The organism is Pseudonocardia sp. NPDC046786, from assembly GCF_040645415.1.
GTDB lineage: Bacteria > Actinomycetota > Actinomycetes > Mycobacteriales > Pseudonocardiaceae > Pseudonocardia > Pseudonocardia kongjuensis.
The window spans coordinates 42,502-62,333 of the sequence record NZ_JBEYYF010000002.1 but is presented as its reverse complement, the minus strand read 5'-3'; the positions used below and the strand labels follow the sequence as shown (position 1 = coordinate 62,333).

At 72.8% G+C, this 19,832-nt stretch carries 17 protein-coding genes; 7 read left to right on the top strand and 10 right to left on the bottom strand.

Annotated elements, in window-relative coordinates; all coding sequences use genetic code 11:
* Positions 1-5 precede the first annotated feature (5 nt).
* The gene (gene katG, locus ABZ881_RS02460) at positions 6-2,219 is read left to right on the top strand and encodes a catalase/peroxidase HPI (protein WP_358481569.1); all 2,214 of its coding nucleotides are present in this window, start codon (positions 6-8) and stop codon (positions 2,217-2,219) included.
* A gap of 78 nt (positions 2,220-2,297) precedes the next feature.
* Here katG and ABZ881_RS02455 read toward each other — a convergent pair whose 3' ends face one another.
* Both ABZ881_RS02455 and ABZ881_RS02450 read right to left on the bottom strand, forming a co-directional pair.
* On the bottom strand, positions 2,298-3,005 hold the full coding sequence (locus tag ABZ881_RS02455; protein WP_358481192.1) for an alpha/beta hydrolase: 708 nt from the start codon (positions 3,003-3,005) through the stop codon (positions 2,298-2,300).
* Positions 3,006-3,058: 53 nt separating this feature from the next.
* Positions 3,059-3,448, bottom strand: a complete 390-nt coding sequence (locus ABZ881_RS02450) for a DUF5997 family protein (RefSeq protein ID WP_358481190.1) — start codon at positions 3,446-3,448, stop codon at positions 3,059-3,061.
* 43 nt (positions 3,449-3,491) lie between these two features.
* Between ABZ881_RS02450 and ABZ881_RS02445 the strand changes: the two genes are divergently transcribed.
* Complete coding sequence (locus ABZ881_RS02445) at positions 3,492-4,178, top strand: LysR substrate-binding domain-containing protein (RefSeq protein WP_358481189.1); 687 nt, start codon at positions 3,492-3,494, stop codon at positions 4,176-4,178.
* Between the two features lie 68 nt (positions 4,179-4,246).
* Here the strand turns inward: ABZ881_RS02445 and ABZ881_RS02440 are convergent, their stop codons facing one another.
* Positions 4,247-5,218 carry an acyl-CoA desaturase gene (locus ABZ881_RS02440; protein ID WP_358481188.1) on the bottom strand — a complete coding sequence of 324 codons (972 nt, stop codon included), beginning with the start codon at positions 5,216-5,218 and terminating at the stop codon, positions 4,247-4,249.
* A gap of 132 nt (positions 5,219-5,350) precedes the next feature.
* On the opposite strand from ABZ881_RS02440, the gene ABZ881_RS02435 reads away from it, so the two are divergent.
* The 4 genes from ABZ881_RS02435 to ABZ881_RS02420 all read left to right on the top strand — a co-directional run bounded on the left by ABZ881_RS02435 (position 5,351) and on the right by ABZ881_RS02420 (position 11,614).
* Complete coding sequence (locus ABZ881_RS02435) at positions 5,351-6,367, top strand: LLM class F420-dependent oxidoreductase (protein WP_358481567.1); 1,017 nt, start codon at positions 5,351-5,353, stop codon at positions 6,365-6,367.
* Positions 6,368-6,567: 200 nt separating this feature from the next.
* Positions 6,568-7,347, top strand: a complete 780-nt coding sequence (locus ABZ881_RS02430; protein ID WP_344029707.1) for a hypothetical protein — start codon at positions 6,568-6,570, stop codon at positions 7,345-7,347.
* 145 nt (positions 7,348-7,492) lie between these two features.
* On the top strand, positions 7,493-11,374 hold the full coding sequence (locus ABZ881_RS02425) for a multifunctional oxoglutarate decarboxylase/oxoglutarate dehydrogenase thiamine pyrophosphate-binding subunit/dihydrolipoyllysine-residue succinyltransferase subunit (RefSeq protein WP_358481186.1): 3,882 nt from the start codon (positions 7,493-7,495) through the stop codon (positions 11,372-11,374).
* 63 nt (positions 11,375-11,437) lie between these two features.
* Complete coding sequence (locus ABZ881_RS02420; protein WP_093340837.1) at positions 11,438-11,614, top strand: DUF6104 family protein; 177 nt, start codon at positions 11,438-11,440, stop codon at positions 11,612-11,614.
* Positions 11,615-11,666: 52 nt separating this feature from the next.
* On the opposite strand, the gene ABZ881_RS02415 is transcribed toward ABZ881_RS02420, so the two are convergent.
* From ABZ881_RS02415 to ABZ881_RS02405, 3 genes are read right to left on the bottom strand one after another with little or no spacing between them, the layout of a single operon-like run.
* On the bottom strand, positions 11,667-12,029 hold the full coding sequence (locus tag ABZ881_RS02415; protein ID WP_344029701.1) for a hypothetical protein: 363 nt from the start codon (positions 12,027-12,029) through the stop codon (positions 11,667-11,669).
* On the bottom strand, positions 12,022-14,802 hold the full coding sequence (locus ABZ881_RS02410; RefSeq protein ID WP_358481176.1) for an FtsK/SpoIIIE domain-containing protein: 2,781 nt from the start codon (positions 14,800-14,802) through the stop codon (positions 12,022-12,024). The genes ABZ881_RS02415 and ABZ881_RS02410 overlap by 8 nt, the downstream gene beginning before the upstream one ends.
* A gap of 40 nt (positions 14,803-14,842) precedes the next feature.
* Positions 14,843-15,103 (bottom strand): hypothetical protein, encoded by a 261-nt coding sequence (locus tag ABZ881_RS02405; protein WP_344029695.1) that lies wholly within the window; start codon positions 15,101-15,103, stop codon positions 14,843-14,845.
* Positions 15,104-15,356: 253 nt separating this feature from the next.
* On the opposite strand from ABZ881_RS02405, the gene ABZ881_RS02400 reads away from it, so the two are divergent.
* On the top strand, positions 15,357-16,769 hold the full coding sequence (locus ABZ881_RS02400) for an Nramp family divalent metal transporter (protein ID WP_358481174.1): 1,413 nt from the start codon (positions 15,357-15,359) through the stop codon (positions 16,767-16,769).
* Here the strand turns inward: ABZ881_RS02400 and ABZ881_RS02395 are convergent.
* The 4 genes from ABZ881_RS02395 to ABZ881_RS02380 are packed head-to-tail and all read right to left on the bottom strand — an operon-like array spanning position 16,741 to position 19,827.
* Entirely contained in the window at positions 16,741-17,550 is an 810-nt protein-coding gene (locus tag ABZ881_RS02395) for an MOSC N-terminal beta barrel domain-containing protein (protein WP_358481171.1), read from the bottom strand. The genes ABZ881_RS02400 and ABZ881_RS02395 overlap by 29 nt on opposite strands.
* Positions 17,547-18,458: an ABC transporter substrate-binding protein gene (locus tag ABZ881_RS02390; protein ID WP_358481170.1), complete on the bottom strand. Its 912-nt coding sequence runs from the start codon at positions 18,456-18,458 to the stop codon at positions 17,547-17,549. The genes ABZ881_RS02395 and ABZ881_RS02390 overlap by 4 nt, the downstream gene beginning before the upstream one ends.
* Positions 18,455-19,165: an ABC transporter permease gene (locus tag ABZ881_RS02385; protein WP_358481169.1), complete on the bottom strand. Its 711-nt coding sequence runs from the start codon at positions 19,163-19,165 to the stop codon at positions 18,455-18,457. Before ABZ881_RS02385 ends, ABZ881_RS02390 begins: the two co-directional genes overlap by 4 nt.
* A complete protein-coding gene (locus tag ABZ881_RS02380; protein WP_358481168.1) occupies positions 19,162-19,827 on the bottom strand; it encodes an ABC transporter permease in 666 nt (221 codons plus the stop codon). The genes ABZ881_RS02385 and ABZ881_RS02380 overlap by 4 nt, the downstream gene beginning before the upstream one ends.
* Between the last annotated feature and the right edge of the window lie 5 nt (positions 19,828-19,832).

Here is a 19,832-nt window from a genome sequence, read left to right as displayed (position 1 = left end):
CCGAGATGAACCGTGAGGAGGACGGGGGCTGCCCCGTCGCTCACGGCCGCATCGCCCACCCCACCGAGGGCGGGAGCAACCAGGACTGGTGGCCGAACCAGCTCAACCTGAAGATCCTCCGCAAGCACAGCCCGGCGTCCGACCCGATGGAACCGGACTTCGACTACGCGAAGGAGTTCGCGACCGTCGACCTCGACGAGCTGGCGCGTGACGTCGACGCCGTCATCACCACCTCGCAGGACTGGTGGCCGGCCGACCACGGCAGCTACGCCGGGTTCTTCATCCGGATGGCCTGGCACTCCGCGGGCACCTACCGGACCTTCGACGGCCGCGGCGGCGCCGGCGCCGGCATGCAGCGGTTCGCGCCGCTGAACAGCTGGCCGGACAACGGCAACCTGGACAAGGCGCGCCGGCTGCTGTGGCCGGTCAAGCAGAAGTGGGGCCGCAAGGTCTCCTGGGCCGACCTGATGGTCTTCGCGGGCAACCGCGCCCACGAGATCTCCGGTTTCCCGATGTTCGGCTTCGCCGGTGGCCGCGCCGACGTCTGGGAGCCGGAGGAGGACGTCTACTGGGGCTCCGAGAAGGAGTGGCTGGGCAACGACGCGCGCTACGGCGGCAACACCGACATCGCGCACCGTGAGCTGGAGAAGCCGCTCGGCGCGTCGCACATGGGCCTGATCTACGTCAACCCGGAGGGCCCGGACGCCAGCGGTGACCCGATCGCCGCGGCCCGCGACATCCGCGAGACCTTCGGCCGGATGGCGATGAACGACGCGGAGACCGCCGCGCTCATCGTCGGCGGGCACACCCTCGGCAAGACGCACGGCGCCGCGAACCCGGACGAGAACGGCAACGTCGGCCCGGAGCCGGAGGCCGCCGACATCACCGAGCAGGGCCTGGGCTGGAAGCAGAACTACGGCAGCGGCAAGGGCCGCGACGCCATCACCTCCGGGCTCGAGGTCATCTGGACCCGCACCCCGAACCGGTGGAGCCACGACTACCTCAAGCACCTCTACGCCTACGAGTGGGAGCTGGAGCAGTCGCCGGCCGGCGCCAAGCAGTTCGTCGCCAAGGACGCCCCGGAGATCATCCCCGACCCGGAGCCCGGCTACCCGAACCGCAAGCCGCGGATGCTGGTCACCGACGTCGCGCTGCGGGTCGACCCGGTCTACGGCGAGATCACCCGCCGCTGGCTGGACAACCCGTCCGAGTTCGAGGACACCTACCGCCGCGCCTGGTACAAGCTGACGCACCGCGACATGGGCCCGAAGGAGCGCTACATCGGCGCCTGGGTCCCGACCGAGGAGCTGCTCTGGCAGGACCCGGTGCCGGCCGTCGACCACCCGCTGGTGGACGCCGACGACGTCGCCTCGATCAAGGCGAAGGTGCTGGAGTCCGGCCTGCCGGTGACCGACCTGGTCAAGACCGCCTGGGCCGCGGCCTCGTCGTTCCGCCAGTCCGACAAGCGCGGTGGGGCCAACGGCGGGCGCATCCGCCTCGAGCCGCAGCTCCAGTGGGAGGTCAACGACCCGGACACGCTGCGCACCGTCATCTCGAAGCTGGAGTCCCTCCAGTCCGAGATCAACGGCTCGCTCGGCGGCGGGAAGAAGATCTCCTTCGCCGACCTCGTCGTGCTGGCCGGCGCCGCGGCCGTCGAGAAGGCCGCCGCGGACGGCGGGTACGACATCACCGTGCCGTTCGTCCCGGGCCGGACAGACGCCACCCAGGAGAAGACCGACGTCGAGTCGTTCTCCTACCTGGAGCCGACCGCCGACGGCTTCCGCAACTACCGCGGCAAGGGCCACACGCTGCCCGGCGAGTTCCTGCTGGTGGACCGGGCGAACCTGCTCGGCCTGACGGCGCCGGAGATGACCGTGCTGGTCGGCGGCCTGCGGGTGCTGGGCGCCAACACCGGTGGCTCGACGGCCGGGGTGCTCACCGAGCGCGTCGGCACGCTGTCGAACGACTTCTTCACCACGCTGCTGGGGCCGGGCATCACCTGGCGTTCGGTGGCCGGCGACGACGACGCCTTCGAGGCCGTCGACGACTCCGGTGCGGTGAAGTGGACCGGCACTCGGGCCGACCTGGTCTTCGGGTCGAACTCCGAGCTGCGCGCCGTCGCCGAGGTCTACGCCTCCGACGACGCGAAGCAGAAGTTCGTCGACGACTTCGTCGCCGCCTGGGACAAGGTCATGACGGCCGACCGCTACGACATCTGATCATCGTCTGACACCCCGATGCCCGGGCCGGTCCGCCGGCCCGGGCATCGGCGCGTCACCCGCCGGGATGTGCGGGGATCAGGTGCCGGCGGCGAGCAGCTCCGCGAGACGCTCCGGCTCGGAGAGCATCGGCCAGTGCCCGGTCGGCAGCGACACGAACGACCAGTCCGGCCCGCCCAGCTCGGCGAAGCCGGGCGCCCCGGCGTCGATCAGCGGTCGGATGTCGTCGGGGGTGAAGCTGCACGCCACGACGGTCTTCGGCAGGGTCTCGTCGGTCTCGCCCCGGCGCACGCCGGTGAGCACCACCCCGGCCGGCTCGGCGAGCGAACGGGCGCGGACCTCGTCGAACAGCGGATCCGGGATACCGGCGGTGCTGCTGCCCGCCGCGTCGAGCTCGGCCCGCGGGGGCATCGGGAGAGCACCGTGCGCGGCGAGCATCGCGCGGGTCGCCGCCTGTGCCTCCGGCGGGGTGAAGTCGATCTGGGCGACGCCGTCGGGCAGCGGCCCGGTGTCGAGGAGGACCAGCCGCCCGATCCGGTCCCGGGCGCGCTCGGCGGCCGCGACGCAAACCGGGCCCGCGCCGCTGTGCCCGACGAGCACCACCGGCCCGGGCGCCCCGGCCAGCGCGGCCAGCACGTCGGACACGTGCGACTCCGCGGTGTCGCCGGGCGCGTGGCCGAGCTCGACCGCGGTCGCCTCGTGGCCGCGGGCGCGCAGGTCCGCGGCCACCGCGTCCCACGCCGATGCGCCGAGCCAGAAACCGGGAACGAGCAGGTAGGTCGTCATGCCCCGGACCATGTCACCCGATGAGGACAGTTCCGGTCCTCATTCGCGGCAGCTCAGCTGCCGGGTCGCTCCGGCGGCCGCGCGGCCGCGATCCGGGCGGCCTCGCGCTGCGACTCCGCCCGGGTGGCGCGCTCGCGGCCGAGCCACGCCGGCTTCTCCTGCTTCAGTGCGGTGATCTGCTCGGTGGTCAGCGGCTCGGTGATCCCGGCCCGGGCCAGCCCGGAGATGGAGACGCCGAGCCGGTCCGCGACGACAGGCCGCGGGTGCGGGCCGTCCCGGCGCAGATCGCGCAGCCAGGCCGGCGGATCGGCCTGCAGGGCGTCGAGCTCGTCGCGCGAGATCACCCCGTCCCGGAACTCGGCCGGGGTCGCGTCGAGAAACACCCCGAGCTTCTTCGCCGCCGTGGCGGGCTTCATCGTCTGGGTGGACCGCTGACGCGTCATGTCCCCAGGATATCGGGGCCCGGACGGCGGATAGCCTGGGCAGGTGACCCCCGCATCCTTCCGCCTGGGCTACGTACCGGGGGTGACCCCGGGCAAGTGGGCACGGATCTGGGCCGAGCGCCTGCCCGACGTCGCGCTGGACCTGGTCGGGCTGACCGTCGCCGACGCCGAGGACGCCGTCCGGTCCGGCGCGGTGGACGCCGGCGTCGTCCGGCTGCCGATCGACCGGGCCGGGCTGCACGCGATCCCGCTCTACACCGAGGCGACCGTGGTCGTCGTCGGGAAGGACCACGTCGCCACCGCGGTCGACGAACTCACCGTCGACGACCTGGCCGGCGAGATCGTCCTCCGGCCGCCGGATGCCGCGCTGACCTGGGACGACCCCGCGCCGGGCAGCGCACCGGTGAGCGCCCCGGCGACGACGGCCGAGGCGGTGGAGCTGGTCGCCGCGGGCGTCGGCGTGCTGGTCGTCCCGCAGTCGCTGGCGCGGCTGCACCACCGCCGCGACCTCACCTACCGGCCGCTGACCGGCGGGCCGGCGTCGGGCGTGGTGCTCACCTGGCCCGAGGACGCGACGACCGAGCTGATGGAGCAGTTCATCGGGATCGTCCGCGGGCGCACCGTGAACAGCTCCCGCACCCCGCCGCGCAGCACCGACCGGCGCCCGGCGGCACCCGCGAGGATCCCGGGCCGGCGGCGCCCGGTCCGCCGCAACCGGCCCCGCCGCTAGCCCCGGACGAACGGCAGGGCCCCCGCAGCGGATGCTGCGGGGGCCCTGCCGGGATGACGCGGGGTGGCTCAGGCCGCCACGGCGGCTTCCTTCTTCGCGGCCAGCCGCTCGAGGCGCCGCGTGGTGGGCCAGCGGACGTTGGTCGCCCAGCCGGCCTTCTCGAAGCCGCGGATGACGACCGCCGAGATGTCGACCTGGCCCTTCTTCACGCCGTGCCGGGCGCAGGTCGGGTCGGCGTGGTGCAGGTTGTGCCAGGACTCGCCGAACGACAGCACCGCCAGCCACCAGACGTTGGCGGACTTGTCGCGGGAGGCGAAGGGGCGCTCGCCCCAGATGTGGCAGATCGAGTTGATCGACCAGGTGACGTGGTGCAGCACCGCGACCCGGATCAGGCCGGCCCAGATGAACGCGGTGAACGCGCCCCACAGGGACATGGTCACCAGGCCGCCGATCAGCGCCGGGCCGAGCAGGCTGACCACGACGATCAGCGGGAAGGCCTTCTCGACGCGCATGATGTCGCGGTCCTCGAGCAGGTCCGGCGCGAACCGCTTCATGTTGGTCAGGTCGCGATCGAAGACCCAGCCCAGGTGCGAGTGCCAGAAGCCCTTGACCAGCGCCTTGGCGCCGGTGCCGTAGAGCCACGGCGAGTGCGGGTCGCCCTCCTTGTCGGAGAACGCGTGGTGCCGGCGGTGGTCGCCGACCCAGTCCAGCACGCTGCCCTGCAGCGACAGGCTGCCGGCGATCGCGAGTGCGATCCGCAGCGGGCGCTTGGCCTTGAACGAGCCGTGCGTGAAGTAGCGGTGGTAGCCGACGGTCACACCGAGACCGCTGATCGCGTAGAAGACGACGAACAGCGCGACGTCGACCCAGCCGAGCCCCCAGCCCCAGGCGAGCGGGACCGCGGCGAACAGCGCCAGGGTCGGGACGATCACGAACACGCCCACCAGGAAGGCGGCACCCGGGGGGCGCCGGCCGTCGGTGATGGGAGCGGGTCCGCTGCTGCGGGTGCTGGTGTCCGGGGGTGCGGCCTCGAGCGTCATGGCTCCATGACACCCGTGCCGCCGGGTCCCGGGCAGTGCGGCTAACCCCCCTATCGCGCTTCGGGTTCCACGGCGCAGGTACTTGACCCGCGAGTAACTTAGGACTACCCACGTGCTGTGAAGCTCTCCACGATGCTGCCCTACGGCGACGACCCGATCCGCAACGCGGACGCGGTCACAGACATGGAACGGGCGGGCCTGGACGTCGTCTGGGCCGCCGAGGCGTACAGCTTCGACGCCGTCTCGTTGCTCGGCTACCTCGCGGCCCGGACCGAGCGGGTCGAGATCGGCTCGGCGATCCTGCCGATCTACTCCCGCACCCCGACCCTGACGGCGATGTCCGCGGCCGGGCTGGACGCGCTGTCCGGCGGCCGGTTCAATCTCGGCCTCGGCGCGTCGGGCCCGCAGGTGATCGAGGGATTCCACGGCGTCCCCTACGACAAGCCGGTCGCCCGCACCCGGGAGATCATCGACATCTGCCGCCGGACCTGGCGGCGGGAGCGGATCACCAACGAGGGCCTGTACCCGATCCCGCTGCCGGAGGGGCAGGGCACCGGCCTCGGCAAGCCGCTGAAGCTGATCAACTACCCGAAGCGCGCCGACATCCCGATCTGGGTCGCCGCACTCGGCGACAAGAACCTGGAGATGACGGCCGAGCTCGCCCAGGGCTGGCTGCCGCACGTCGTCCTGCCGGAGATGATCCGGGAGGTGTTCGGCCCCGCGCTCGACGCCGGCTCCGCCAAGCGCGCCCCCGAGCTGGGCCCGCTGCAGATCACCGGCGGCGGGATCTGTGCGCTCGAGGAGGAGATGTTCGAGCCGGCCCGCCAGGCCGCCCGCGGCATGTACGCCCTCTACATCGGCGGGATGGGGGCCCGCGGCCGGAACTTCTACAACACCGTCTTCGCGCGGCAGGGCTACGCGGACGAGGCGAAGATCGTCCAGGACCTCTACCTGGACGGGAAGAAGGAGGAGGCGATGGCCGCCCTCCCCGACGACTTCATCGACAAGGTCTCGCTGATCGGCCCGGAGGGCCACGTCCGCGAGCGGATCGCGGCGCTGCGCGAGAACGGGATCACCCACCTGCACGTGAACCCGATGACCAGCGACGTGAACGGCACCTTCGAGAAGCTCAAGTCCTGGATCGGCTGACCGGCGCGCGCCGGGGGCGGCGGCACCGCGGCCGCCCCCGCGCACACCGCGGAACGCCCTGCTCCGTTCGGCCCAATGACGGGGGTCGCGTCACGGCCCGTATCCGCGCCGTAGAGAATGTGTGACGTCGTCCACGGTCACCGGCCCCGGCGACGTCGACCGCGGCGATATCGACCTCAGTGACATCGAGGAGGAGCGACTTGCTGGAGCTGGCCATCCGGACCTCCGACGAGCCGATCTCCCCCGGGCAGTACCGCCACACCGCGACGCACGCCTGGTGGATGGGCACCTGGTTCGCCGGCGACGAGCTGTGCGTGCACTACTCCGAGCACCTCCTCCAGCAGTGGACGCCGGTGGACCCGCACGCCGACTGGCTGCTCGACCGCGAGCTCACCGGCCAGGTGCGGTGGCTGTCCGGCGACGGCGCGGCCGCCGTCGAGAGCGGCTTCCGGATCGCCGACGCCTGGCCCACCGGGCGGTTCCGCGCCCCGCACGGCGACTTCTACGCCGAGCTGCACGGCAACCGGCCGACCGCCCGGCCCGGCTCCTGGTCGAACCCGACCCCGGAGTTCCTCGCCACCCTGCCGCAGGACCCGGCCGCGATGCTCCGGCGGCTGATCGAGGACAGCCCGCCCGGCCGCGGCTACACCGGCCCGTTCCCCAGCGCGGTCGACGCGCTGCGCACCTGCCGGGTGCCCGCGCCGCTGCGATCGGTGATCTACGCCGCACTGCGCACGCTGCCCGCGGTCGAGGTCGGCGAGGCCGTGAACCTCGACGGCGAGCGGCATCCCGCGCTCGTGCACGACGACGGCCCGGTCCGCACCGAGCTGCTGATCTCCCCGGTGGACGGTCAGTACGCAGGTGAGCGCGACACCGTCCGCCGGGTCGCGCGGGTCGGGCCGCCGGTCGGCACGGTCGTCGCCGAGGCCGCCGTGCAGACCTCGGTGGTCGACGTCCTGGGGTCCCCGCCCGGCTTCTGAATCGGCTCCTGAACCGGTTCCGCAGAGAACGATCACGAAACGATCACGAAGTGCGACCCGGCGCACTGCCACGGCTCGCGCGAAGGGGACTAACCTGGTACCCGGTCGCGACAAATCGAGCAGCTAACAAGGCGGTTGACGCAGAGTGTCATCGAGCAGTACCTCCCATCCGGCGGGCGATTTCGGTCCCAACGAGTGGCTCGTCGAGGAGATGTACCAGCGCTTCCAGGAGGACCCGTCGGCCGTGGACCCGGCCTGGCACGAGTTCTTCGCCGACTACGGCAAGGACGGTGAGCAGCGCCAGGGCCCCGGGGAGTCCGCCGACGGCTCCGGCGCGACCGACACCGCGTCCAACGGTGCCGCACCGAAGGCGTACCCCGGCGGGGTGACCCGCGGCTCCGCCACCGAGGACGACGAGGGCGACGACACCGCGTCGGCACCCGCCCAGAAGGCCGTCCGCAACGGGGCCACCGAGACCGGGCGGGCCTCCCGCTCGCGCGACGTGCCCCCACCGGTCACGCCGAAGGCCGAGCCGCCGCCCGCCGAGGAGCGGCTGCGCACGGCGAGTTCGCCCTCGTCCAACGGGGCGGCGAAGCCGGCCGCGGGCAGCAGCGGCTCGAAGGCCGCGAAGCCCGCTCAGGACGGGGGTGGCGCGACCACCACCCCGCTGCGCGGTGCCGCGAACGCCATCGCCAAGAACATGACCGCGTCGCTGCAGCTGCCGACCGCGACGAGTGTCCGAGCGGTCCCGGCCAAGCTGCTGGCGGACAACCGCATCGTCATCAACAACCACCTCAAGCGCACCCGCGGCGGGAAGCTGTCGTTCACCCACCTGATCGGCTACGCGCTGGTCAAGGCCCTCGCCGACTTCCCGAACATGAACCGGCACTTCGCCGAGACCGACGGCAAGCCGACCGTCGTCGCGCCCGAGCACGTCAACCTCGGCCTGGCGATGGACATGCCGGGCAAGGACGGCTCCCGCTCGCTGATCGTGGTCTCGATCAAGGGCTGCGAGAACATGTCGTTCGCCCAGTTCTGGGCGGCCTACGAGGGCATGGTCCGCAAGGCCCGCGACGGCAAGCTGACCGCCGACGACTTCTCCGGCACCACCATCAGCCTCACCAACCCCGGCACGCTGGGCACCAACCACTCGGTGCCGCGGCTGTCGGTCGGCCAGGGCGCGATCATCGGCGTCGGCGCGATGGAGTACCCGGCCGCGTTCCAGGGCGCCTCCGAGGAGCGGCTCGCCGAGCTCGGCATCTCGAAGATCATCACGCTGACCTCGACCTACGACCACCGGATCATCCAGGGCGCCGAGTCCGGCGACTTCCTGCGCCGGGTGCACCAGCTCCTGCTCGGCGAGGACGGCTTCTACGACGACGTCTTCGCCTCGCTGCGGGTGCCCTACGAGCCGATCCGCTGGGTGCAGGACTTCCCCGAGGGCGAGGTCGACAAGACCGCCCGGGTGCTCGAGCTGATCGAGTCCTACCGCACCCGCGGCCACCTGATGGCCGACACCGACCCGCTCAACTACCGCCAGCGCAGGCACCCCGACCTCGACGTGCTGTCGCACGGCCTGACCCTGTGGGACCTTGACCGCGACTTCGCGGTCGGCGGCTTCGGCGGCCAGAGCCACATGAAGCTGCGCGACGTGCTCGGCCTGCTGCGCGCCTCGTACTGCCGCACCATCGGCACCGAGTACATGCACATCGCCGATCCCGAGCAGCGCAAGTGGCTCGAGGAGCGGATCGAGGTCCCGCACGTCAAGCCGGAGGCGAGCGAGCAGAAGTACATCCTCTCCCGGCTCAATGCCGCCGAGGCGTTCGAGACCTTCCTGCAGACCAAGTACGTCGGCCAGAAGCGGTTCTCGCTGGAGGGCGGCGAGACCGTCATCCCGCTGCTCGACGCCGTGCTGGACAAGTCCGCCGAGAACGAGCTCGACGAGGTCGTCATCGGCATGCCGCACCGCGGCCGGCTCAACGTGCTCGCCAACATCGTCGGCAAGCCGATCAGCCAGATCTTCCGCGAGTTCGAGGGCAACCTCGACCCGGGCCAGGCCCACGGTTCCGGCGACGTGAAGTACCACCTCGGCGCCGAGGGCAAGTACTTCCGGATGTTCGGCGACGGCGAGACGACGGTCTCGCTGACCGCGAACCCGTCGCACCTGGAGGCCGTCGACCCGGTCCTGGAGGGCATCGTCCGGGCCAAGCAGGACCTGCTCGACAAGGGCGACGGCGGCTTCACCGTGCTGCCGGTCCTCATGCACGGCGACGCCGCGTTCGCCGGCCAGGGCGTGGTCGCCGAGACCCTGAACCTGGCGCTGCTGCGCGGCTACCGCACCGGCGGCACCGTGCACGTCGTCGTCAACAACCAGGTCGGCTTCACCACCGCCCCCGAGCACTCGCGCTCCTCGCAGTACTGCACCGACGTCGCGAAGATGATCGGCGCCCCGGTCTTCCACGTGAACGGCGACGACCCCGAGGCCTGCGTCTGGGTCGCCAAGCTGGCCGTCGAGTACCGGCAGCGCTGGAACAACGACGTCGTGATCGACATGATCTGCTACCGGCGCCGGGGCCACAACGAGGGCGACGACCCCTCGATGACCCAGCCGTCGATGTACGACATCATCGACGCCAAGCGCAGCGTCCGCAAGATCTACACCGAGTCGCTGATCGGCCGCGGCGACATCACCATGGACGAGGCGGAGCAGGCCCTCAAGGACTTCTCCAACCAGCTCGAGCACGTCTTCAACGAGGTGCGCGAGCTGGAGAAGACGCCGCCGGTCATCTCGCCGTCGATCGAGGACGTGCAGCAGGTCCCGTCCGACCTGGACACCTCGATCCCGCTGGAGATCATCCACCGGATCGGCGACGTGCACACGAACCTCCCCGAGGGGTTCTCGGTGCACAAGCGGGTCGAGCCGGTGCTCAAGAAGCGCGAGAAGATGTCCCGTGAGGGCGACGTCGACTGGGCCTTCGCCGAGCTGCTGGCGATGGGCTCGCTCGCCGTCGACGGCCGGCTGATCCGGCTCTCCGGCCAGGACTCGCGGCGCGGCACCTTCGTGCAGCGGCACTCGGTCCTGATCGACCGCAAGACCGGTGCCGAGTACTTCCCGCTGCGCAACCTGGCCGAGGAACAGGGCCGCTTCCTGCCCTACGACTCGGCGCTGTCGGAGTTCGCGGCCGTCGGCTTCGAGTACGGCTACTCGGTCGCCAACCCCGAGGCGCTCGTCATGTGGGAGGGCCAGTTCGGCGACTTCGTCAACGGCGCCCAGTCGATCATCGACGAGTTCATCTCGTCCGGTGAGGCGAAGTGGGGCCAGCTGTCCGACGTCGCCCTGCTGCTCCCGCACGGGCTCGAGGGCCAGGGCCCCGACCACAGCTCCGGCCGCATCGAGCGGTTCCTGCAGCTGTGCGCCGAGGGCTCGATGACGGTCGCGCTGCCGTCCGAGCCGGCGAACTACTTCCACCTGCTCCGCCAGCACACCCTTGACGGGGTGCGCCGGCCGCTGGTGGTCTTCACGCCGAAGTGGATGCTGCGCGCCAAGCAGGTCGTCAGCCCGCTGTCCGACTTCACCGACGGCCGGTTCCGCCCGGTCATCGACGACCCGGAGCACCGCACGAAGAGCGGGCCCGTCACCGACGTCGATCGCGTCCTGTTCTGCAGTGGCAAGATCTACTGGGAGCTGGCCGCCGCCCGCGACAAGCGGCGCAAGAACGGCGACTCCTCGGTCGACGGTGTCGCGCTGGTGCGGGTCGAGCAGCTCTACCCGATGCCGACCGACCAGATCGCCGAGACGCTGGAGCGCTACCCCGAGGCCGGCGACATCCGCTGGGTCCAGGAGGAGCCCGCCAACCAGGGCTCCTGGCCGTACTACGGCCTGGAGCTGCCCCAGAAGCTCCCGCAGCTGCAGGGCCGGTTCACCCGGGTGTCCCGGCGGCGGATGGCGGCCCCGGCCGCCGGCTCGTCGAAGGTGCACGAGGTCGAGCAGGCCGAGCTGATCGACAAGGCCTTCGCGAAGGTCTGATCCACTCCCCGGCGGCCGGGCACGGTGCTCCGTGCGCGGCCGCCGGCGTCTACCCTGACCGGCGTGTACTTCACCGACCGCGGCATCGAGGAGCTCGTCGACCGGCGGGGCGACGAGCAGGTCAGCGTCGAGTGGCTCGCCGACCGGCTGCGGGCCTTCGTGGACCTGAACCCCCAGTTCGAGACGGCCGTCGAGCGGCTGTCCAGCTTCCTCGCCCGGGACGACGCCGACGACGAGTAACCCGCGGGCAGCGCGCGGCATGCCACCGCGATGTATGCGCGGCGGGGCGGGGTCAGTCGTTGCGGCGGAGCCGGAACAGCCGGCGGTCGCCGGAGGCACGCAGCTCCTCCAGGGCGTCGTCGGCGGCCCGCTCCAGCTCGTCGTGCCGGGCCGGATCGGCGCGCCGGTCCGGCCGCGGCCGCGGCTTGCCGGGCTCCTCCACCGACCACAGCACCTGCAGCGCGGCCTCCCAGCGCAGCTCGAACATGCCGCGCCCGAGGGTGACCCGCTCGGTGGCCCGGACCAGCTCGCGGTCGCGTTCGCGCAGCTCACGGCGGAGCTCCTCGGCGCGCGCGGCGTCCCGGGCGCGCAGCTCCCCCACCGCGTCGGCGAGACCCGCGACGACCTCCCGGTAGCGCTCGACGGCGTCACTCATCCGTCGTCCCCCACTCGGCGAGGATCACCAGCTCCGGGCGCGACCGCCGGGCCCGGTCCAGCAGCAGGCCCCGCCCACGGGACGGCTGCCACTCCGGCGGCGGCCCGCCCACCAGCGGGCCGAGATCGGCGCCCTGCACCCCGGTCGCGATCCACACGCCCAGGTCGTCGACGGTCGCACCGGGCGGGGACAGCAGTGCCTTGAGCCGTTGCGCCCCGCGCCACCAGCCGAGCAGGTGCACCCCGGCCGCCGGGCCGTGCCGCAGCACGGTGCGCAGTTCCTCGGTGCCGCCGAGGCTGAGCAGCGACTCGGCGGCGTCCGCGCCGAACAGCACCGGCACCAGCGGCGGATGGTCGCCGGTACCGTCGCCGGACCGGGCCCTGACCTCGGCGGCGAGCGCGGCGATCCGGATCGCGACGTCGGCGGCCGGGACCGTCTCGGACGGCACCGGCATCCGCCCGGCGAGCTCAGCGGCGTACCCGACGGCCTCGGAGACCAGCGGGAACAGCACGAACCGGGTGCGGTCGTCACGCCGGACGAGCTGGCCGGCGAGCGCGTCGGCGGCCGAGCACAGCAGCGGGCCGGCGACCGTCGCGTCCGGCCCGATCACGCCGATGTTGCGGCCCGGCGAGTCGCCCAGCTCGACGACGGCCGCGGTGCCGTCGACGTCGACGTACTGGCCGAGCAGCGCCCGCGGCGGTCCGTCGACGGGCAGCGTCGCGACCAGCGCCTTGTGCGAGGGGGCGCGGGCGCCGTCGAACACCACCGGTTCGCGGTCCGGCGGGTGCGCGGCGAACGCGGCGTCCTGGACCTCGCGGACCAGCGGCCCGCCGGCCTCCGGGACCCGCACGACCTGGTTGCCGTGCACGACGCCGGAGTCGTGGTTCACCACGGTGTGCCAGCGCGGGATCGTCATCGGCAGCTCGTTCTCCAGCGCCAGCACCCGCCGGGCGCGCGGCAGCGCGAGCCGCAGCACGAACTGCTCGAAGATCGCCGGACGGCCCCAGAACGCCTCGATCCCGGAGACGTCCTGGCTGGCCAGCACCAGGTGCACGCCCTGCGAGCGGCCGCGCCGGGCGACGTCCTCGAGCAGCGCGGTCGCCTCGGCGGTGACGGCGTCGCGGCCGCTGAACAGGAACTGGAACTCGTCGATCACCGCGACGATCCGCGGGAGCCGGGCGGCGGCGCCGGTGACGCCGCGTTCGGCGAGCTCGTCGCGCAGCTCGGCGAGCTTGGTGGCGCCGTGCCGGCGGGCCTGCTCGGCCCGCACCCGCATGGTCTCGGCCAGGTGCCGGAGCAGGGCGAGCCCGAACTCGCGGTCGGTGTTGATGTTGACGCCGATCAGCCGCGCCTGCGGGAGCCAGCCCGCCCGGTTGCCCTCCGGATCGGGGGCGAACTGGGCGAACGACACGCCCTCCTTGAAGTCGAGCAGGTAGAGCTCCAGCTCGTCCGGCGGGTAGCGGGCGGCGAGCGCGGAGATCCAGGCGAGCAGCAGGTTCGTCTTCCCGGAGCCGCTCGGGCCGCCGACCAGCGCGTGCGGCGAGTGGTCGTCGAGGGACAGCCCGGCCGGGATGCCGTCTTCGTACCCGACCGGCGCGTACAGCCCGTCCCGGGAGTTGGCGCGGCCGCGCCGGTCCACCGGCGGGAGCAGGTCGGCGAACGCGCCGAGCCGCCCGCGCCATGCCTCGTGCGCGTCGGCGAGCCGGTGACAGGTGTCGGTCACCAGATCGGCGGGCAGCGCCGGATCCGGTTCGACGACGACGTGCGGCCCGGTCAGCGAGGTGCGTGCGACCACCGGGTCGTCGCCCCTGCCGTTCCCGCTGAACTCGACGGACTCGACCGGATTGCGCAGCGCCACCGGGACGTCGAGCAGCACCAGCACGACCCCAGCGGCGATCCCGCCGCGGGCCACCCGCTGCAGCTGCCGGTGCTGGTCCTCGGGCAGCGGGGTGCCGTTCCCGGCGAGCACCGCGACCAGCCACGGCTCGGGCCGCTCGTCGCCGCGCTCGGCCAGCTCGCGCAGCGAGGAGTGGCCGGCAGCGAGCACCCGGGTCTGCACCCGGCGGATCCGGTCGGCGAGCTGGTCGAGCAGCGGCTCCAGCCGGGTCGGGTCGTGCACTGTGAGCAGACCGGTGCGGGTCAGCGGGTAGAGGCCGGGCAGCGCGCCGGCGAGCTGGCCGACGTCCCACACGTGCACGCCGACGACGCCGGGGCGGAAGTAGCGCAACACCCGCAGCAGCAGCGTCTCGACCATCGACTCCGCGTGCTCCCGGGTGCCCGGGGTCGAGGTGATCTGCAGGTGGGCGCCGTCGAGCAACGGCACGCCGACCCGGAACGGCGCTCCGCCCTCCACCGATCCGGTGCCGAGCTGCCACATCGCGGGCACCGGTCCGGTGCCCTCGGTCTCGCCCGCCCCGGGCGGCCAGCTCCGCGGGTCCTCCCCCGCCGCGCCGGGTGCAGCGTCGGCGACGATCCGGGACAGCAGCTCCGGCGAACCGCCCTGCCAGCCGTCGAAGGCGTGCGCGCGGTCCTCGGCGACCCGGGCGACGGCGCCGGCCAGCGTCGGGTTGTCCAGTACCGCGCGCAGGGCGGGATCGCGCTGCGCGGCGTCGTACCCGGTCTCGCGCAGCCACAGCTCGGCCATCGTCTCGGCGTGCGCGCGGACCGCCCGGTCCCGGCGCACCTCGGCGGCGCCGAGCGCGACCGAGGCCGCCATGTGGAACCGGTCGAACGCGGCGCGGACGCGGTCACGCCGCCCCCGTCGTCCCACCATCGCGCTCAGGCCCGGACGACGCGGACGGGAACCGCGTCCCTCACAGCCGGGCGGTGATGTCGTCGGCGGCGTTCATCGCGACGTGCACGGCCTGCTCGACCTCGTCGACCTTCGCGGCGGCGGCCGCGAACAGCGCGCGGGCCTGCTCCGCGTCCTGCTGGGCGGTGCCGTAGGTCTGCTGGGACAGCGCCGCGCCCGCCTCCTCGATCGCGTTCCGGACGTGGCGCAACGCGCCCAGGCTCTCGGTGGCCCGCTGGTTCGCCGCCCCGATACCGGCCCGGATCTCGTCGATGTTCGCCATTCCGCCCTCTCCCGCGCGTGCGTCGTCCGGCGGCCGGGGAACCGGCCGCGGGTGTGCGCCGAATCTATCGCCGGTCGGTCTCCACCATGGTGAGGCGGCCGTCCGCGACACGCCACCGCTCGTCGGGCGATGCCGCGGCTGCCGTCAGCGGTACGCGGCCGATCGTGACCGTTTCGATGTGGAAAGTCCGGATCCGCCGCCCTAGCGTGCATTCCGACCCTCCGTCCACGACGACGCGCACCGGAGTGTGACGATGACCTCCCCGACCCCACCCGGACCGGGCACCGACGTCCTCGAACCACCCACCGGCGCCCGGAGGATCCGGTCGATCGGGCCCGGGCTGGTCGCGGCGGCGACCGGCGTCGGGGCCGGTGACCTGGTCGCGACGATGGTCGCCGGGGCGAGCTTCGGCACCGTCCTGCTGTGGGCCGCGATCGCGGGGACGCTGGTGAAGCTCGCGCTCGGAGAGGCCGTCGGCCGGTGGCACCTCGCCTCCGGCGCCACCATGCTGGACGGCTGGCGCCGGCTCGGCCGCTGGGCGACGGTCTTCTTCGGCGTCTACATCGTGATCTGGGGCTTCGTCTACGGCGCCACCGCGATGTCCGCGGTCGGGCTGCCGCTGAACGCGATGTTCGACGGCCTCTCCGTGCGCTGGTGGGGCATCCTCGCCGGGATCGCCGGGCTGCTGCTCGTCTGGTTCCAGCGCTACGGACTGTTCGAGAAGATCATGACGGTGCTGGTCGGCGTCATGTTCGTCTCGGTGATCGGGATCGCGATCCTGGTCGGCCCGGACCTCGGAGCGATCGCCTCCGGCCTGGTGCCGCGGTTGCCGAGCGGCTCGACCGTGTACGTGCTGGGCCTGATCGGTGGCGTCGGCGGCACGATCACCATGTCCAGCTACGGCTACTGGCTGTACGCCAAGGGCTGGAAGGGCCCGAAGTGGCTGTCGATGATGCGTCTGGACAACGCCGTCGGCTATTTCCTGACCGGCCTGTTCGTGATCGCGATGCTGGTCGTCGGCTCGACCATCCTGTTCGGGATGGAGATCACCGAGAGCGACCGCGGCCTGCTGATCCTCGGGGACCGGCTCGGCGAGCTCCACGGCGAGGGCGTCCGGATCCTGTTCCTCATCGGGTTCCTGGCCGCGACGGTGACGTCCCTGATCGGCGTCTGGAACGGCGTCTCCCTGCTGTTCACCGACTGGACCCGGTCGATCCGGCTGCCGCACGGCACCCGGGCCGCGATCGGGACCGAGGCCGCGACCCCGACCGTGCTCACCGCGCAGGAGTCGGCCGAGGCCGGTGACCCGGACCCCGAGCGCAGCGGTGCCGTCGACGCCGAGCGCGGTGAGGGCCCCGGACGGGCCGGCGTGTACGAGGCGGCTGCTGCCGAACGCTCCTGGGCCTTCCGCGGCTATCTGCTGTGGCTGACCTTCCCGCCGATGGGTCTGCTGTTCCTCGACCGGCCGTTCGCGCTGACCCTGGTCTACGGCGTGCTCGGTTCGTTCTTCATGCCGTTCCTGGCGATCACCCTGCTCCTGCTGCTCAACACCAGGCTGGTCCCGCGGGAGGGGCGCAGCGGGTGGCTGTCGAACTCGCTGCTGGTGGTCGCGTCGATCCTGTTCGCCGTGCTGCTGGTCACCGACCTGCAGGAGCGTCTGTTCTGACCGGGTCGCCGCGGCGCACGGTGCCCGGCACCTCCACCCGGGCGTAGCAGCCCGCACACGGCAGCACCCCGAAGCCCTCGACCTCGACCCGGTTGCGCTGCGCCGGCCCGCGCAGCGCCTCCGGTGCGCGCGGGGTGTCGCCGTGCTCCAGGGTCGGCACCACGCAGCGCGGGGTGGGCAGCGTCGGCACCAGGGTGACGCCGCCGATCGTGACGGTCCGGCCGAGCCAGTCGTTCTCGACGAACGCCGGGGTGCCCGCCGGGGTGGCGACGACGATGTTGGGCCGGTAGCGCAGCGCGTCCACGCCGAGCGCATCGAGCGTGGCCGTGCTGATCAGGTGCACCGGCGAGTGGTCGACGAAGCGGCCGCCCTCGGTGCCCTGGGCGATCTCCAGCAGCGGCGCGTCGATCTCGGCGTCCAGGCCGGCGGCGAGCACGGCCTCGGCGTCCGGCCGTTCGACGACGGCGCCGTCCGGGCGAGCACCGCTCACCACGACCTGCCTGCCCAGCAGCTCGGACAGCGGTCCGGCCGCCGACGCGGCGGGCAGCGTGCGGCCGTCGGGCAGGGTCACCTGCGCCGCGGGGCCGCTGCCGGTGGAGCGGCACTGCAGCAGCGCCCGCCAGTGCCGCGGCTGCTTCGCCGTCGCGACCCGGCCGTCGCCGGCGTCGAGCAGGGCGAACTCCCGGTCACCGACGACGCCGGCGCCGTCCAGCTCGAACGCGCCCAGCTCCTCGCCGAGCATGGACTTCACCGGGTAGCGGTACAGGGCCAGGACGTTCACGCCCCACCTCCGGTGATCCGCTTGCGCTCCAGCCAGTCGGCGGCGACGGTGCGCAGGGCGGGCTTGTCCGGGCCGGCGGCCTCGACGTTCATCGCGAGCAGCTCCTCGGTGGACAGCGCGGCGGAGATCCGGTCCAGCACGGCGCGGACCTCTGGTGCAGCCTTCCGCTCGGCGAGCACCGGCACCACGTTCTGCGCGGAGAAGTTCTCGGCCGGATCGGCGAGCGGCATGAAGTCGTTCTGTTCGAGGGCCGGATCGGTGGTGAACAGGTTGGCGGCCTGCACCGCATCGCTGCCCAGCGCGGCGACGGTGAGCACCCCGCCGGAGTCCAGCGAGCGGTAGTCGGCGAACGCGCAGCCGTAGTTGCGGGCCAGGCCGGGGATGCCGTCCGGCCGGGTCTGGAACTCCGGGCCGCCGCCGAAGGTCAGCTCCGGGCAGTACGGGGCGAGATCGGCGATGGTGCGCAGGCCGAGCCGGTCCGCGGTGGCCCGGGTGACGACGACGGCGTCCTTGTTCTCCGCCTCGGACCGCTCGCCGAGCACCAGCCCGGGCGGCAGCGCCGCCTGCAGCGCGGTGTACACGTCGTCCGGTTCGACAGCGGTCGCCTCCTGGTCGAGGTAGGTCAGCAGCGCCCCGGAGTAGTCCGGGATCAGGTCGACCGAGCCGTCCTGCAGGGCCGGGAAGTACGCCTCCCGGGAGCCGATCGCGACCGGGTTCTCGACCTGCACCCCGGCGTCGCGCAGCGCGAGCGCGTAGACCTCGGCGAGCAGCTGGGACTCGGTGAAGTTGCCGGAGCCGATGGCGATCACGTCCGGATCGGTGTCGGCGCCCCCGGCCAGCGGGTCGCCGCCGCAGCCGGCCAGCGCGAACGCCACCACCAGCAGGCCGGCCAGCAACTGCTTCCTCATGCCGCGCTCGCCTCCCCGCCCCGGACCAGGCGCAGCGGGGGCCGCTTCGGCCCCGCCCGCTGCTGCAGGCCCGGCGACACGATCAGCCGCTGCAGCCCGCCGAGCACCAGATCGGCGACGACCGCGAGCGCCGCCACCAGGATCGAGCCGCCGATCATGGCGCCGAAGTCGCGCTGGCCGAGACCGTCGATGATGAACCGGCCGAGGCCGCCGATGCCCACGTAGGCGGCAACGGTGGCCGTCGAGATCACCTGCAGGGTCGCGCTGCGGACGCCACCGACGATCAGCGGCAGCGCGTTCGGCAGCTCGACCTTCCACAACACCTCCGGGCCGCGCATACCCATCCCGCGGGCGGCGTCGACCACGGCCGGATCGACGTTGCGCACGCCGGCGTAGGTCCCGGCGAGCAGCGGCGGCACCGCGATGATCACCAGCGCGATCAGCGGGCCGAGCAGGCCCAGCCCGACCAGCAGGAACAGCAGCACCAGCAGGCCGAGGGTGGGCAGCGCGCGCAGCGCGTTCGCCAACCCGACGACGATCACGCCGCCCCGCCCGGTGTGCCCGATCCAGGCGCCCAGCGGCAGCGCGATCGCCATCGCGATCAGCATCGTCAGCGCGGTGTAGCCGAGGTGCTCGGCGAGCCGGACCAGGATGCCGTCCGGCCCGGTCCAGTTCTCGCCGGTGAACAGCCAGCCGAGGTAGGTCATCGGCCGGCCCCCGTCCGGCTGCGCCGGTGCTGCACCCGTTCCCACGGGGTGAGCAGCCGCCCGAGCAGCACCAGCAGCCCGTCGACCACCAGCGCCAGCAGCAGGACCAGCACGATCCCGGCGATCGTCTGCTGCGGGATCTCCCGCTGGAAGCCCTCGGTGAACATCTTGCCCAGCCCGCCGAAGCCGATCACCGAGCCGACGGTGACCAGGCTGATCGCGCTGACCGCGGCGACCCGCAGGCCGGCCGTGATCACCGGGATCGCCATCGGCAGCTCGACGGCCAGGAACCGGCGGACCGGGCGGTAACCCATCGCCGTCGCGGAGTCGACGATCCGGTGCGGCACCGCGGAGAGCCCGTCGGCGACCGTGCGGACCAGCAGCGCCAGCACGTAGACGGTCAGCGCGACGATCACGTTGACCGGGTCGAGGATGCGGGTGCCGATGATCGGCGGGAGGAACACGAACAGCGCCAGCGACGGCAGCGTGTAGAGGAAACCCGCCGCGTTCAACGTGAGCGTCCGGCTCCACGGCCGCCGGTTGGCGAGCCAGCCGAGCGGGATCGCCAGCAGCAGCCCGATCAGCACCGGGACCAGCGACAGCACCAGGTGCTCGCGGGTCAGCTCCAGGACCAGCGCGGAGTTGTGGAAGACCCAGTCCATGCCGG

Excerpts from the sequence above, each read along its gene's own strand:
- katG (WP_358481569.1), top strand. The coding sequence starts at position 6 with ATGAACCGTGAGGAGGACGGGGGCTGCCCCGTCGCTCACGGCCGCATC.
- ABZ881_RS02455 (WP_358481192.1), bottom strand. The coding sequence starts at position 3,005 with ATGACGACCTACCTGCTCGTTCCCGGTTTCTGGCTCGGCGCATCGGCG.
- ABZ881_RS02450 (WP_358481190.1), bottom strand. The coding sequence starts at position 3,448 with ATGACGCGTCAGCGGTCCACCCAGACGATGAAGCCCGCCACGGCGGCG.
- ABZ881_RS02440 (WP_358481188.1), bottom strand. The coding sequence starts at position 5,218 with ATGACGCTCGAGGCCGCACCCCCGGACACCAGCACCCGCAGCAGCGGA.
- ABZ881_RS02435 (WP_358481567.1), top strand. The coding sequence starts at position 5,351 with ATGCTGCCCTACGGCGACGACCCGATCCGCAACGCGGACGCGGTCACA.
- ABZ881_RS02415 (WP_344029701.1), bottom strand. The coding sequence starts at position 12,029 with ATGAGTGACGCCGTCGAGCGCTACCGGGAGGTCGTCGCGGGTCTCGCC.
- ABZ881_RS02410 (WP_358481176.1), bottom strand. The coding sequence starts at position 14,802 with ATGGTGGGACGACGGGGGCGGCGTGACCGCGTCCGCGCCGCGTTCGAC.
- ABZ881_RS02405 (WP_344029695.1), bottom strand. The coding sequence starts at position 15,103 with ATGGCGAACATCGACGAGATCCGGGCCGGTATCGGGGCGGCGAACCAG.
- ABZ881_RS02400 (WP_358481174.1), top strand. The coding sequence starts at position 15,357 with ATGACCTCCCCGACCCCACCCGGACCGGGCACCGACGTCCTCGAACCA.
- ABZ881_RS02390 (WP_358481170.1), bottom strand. The coding sequence starts at position 18,458 with ATGAGGAAGCAGTTGCTGGCCGGCCTGCTGGTGGTGGCGTTCGCGCTG.
- ABZ881_RS02385 (WP_358481169.1), bottom strand. The coding sequence starts at position 19,165 with ATGACCTACCTCGGCTGGCTGTTCACCGGCGAGAACTGGACCGGGCCG.
- ABZ881_RS02380 (WP_358481168.1), bottom strand. The coding sequence starts at position 19,827 with ATGGACTGGGTCTTCCACAACTCCGCGCTGGTCCTGGAGCTGACCCGC.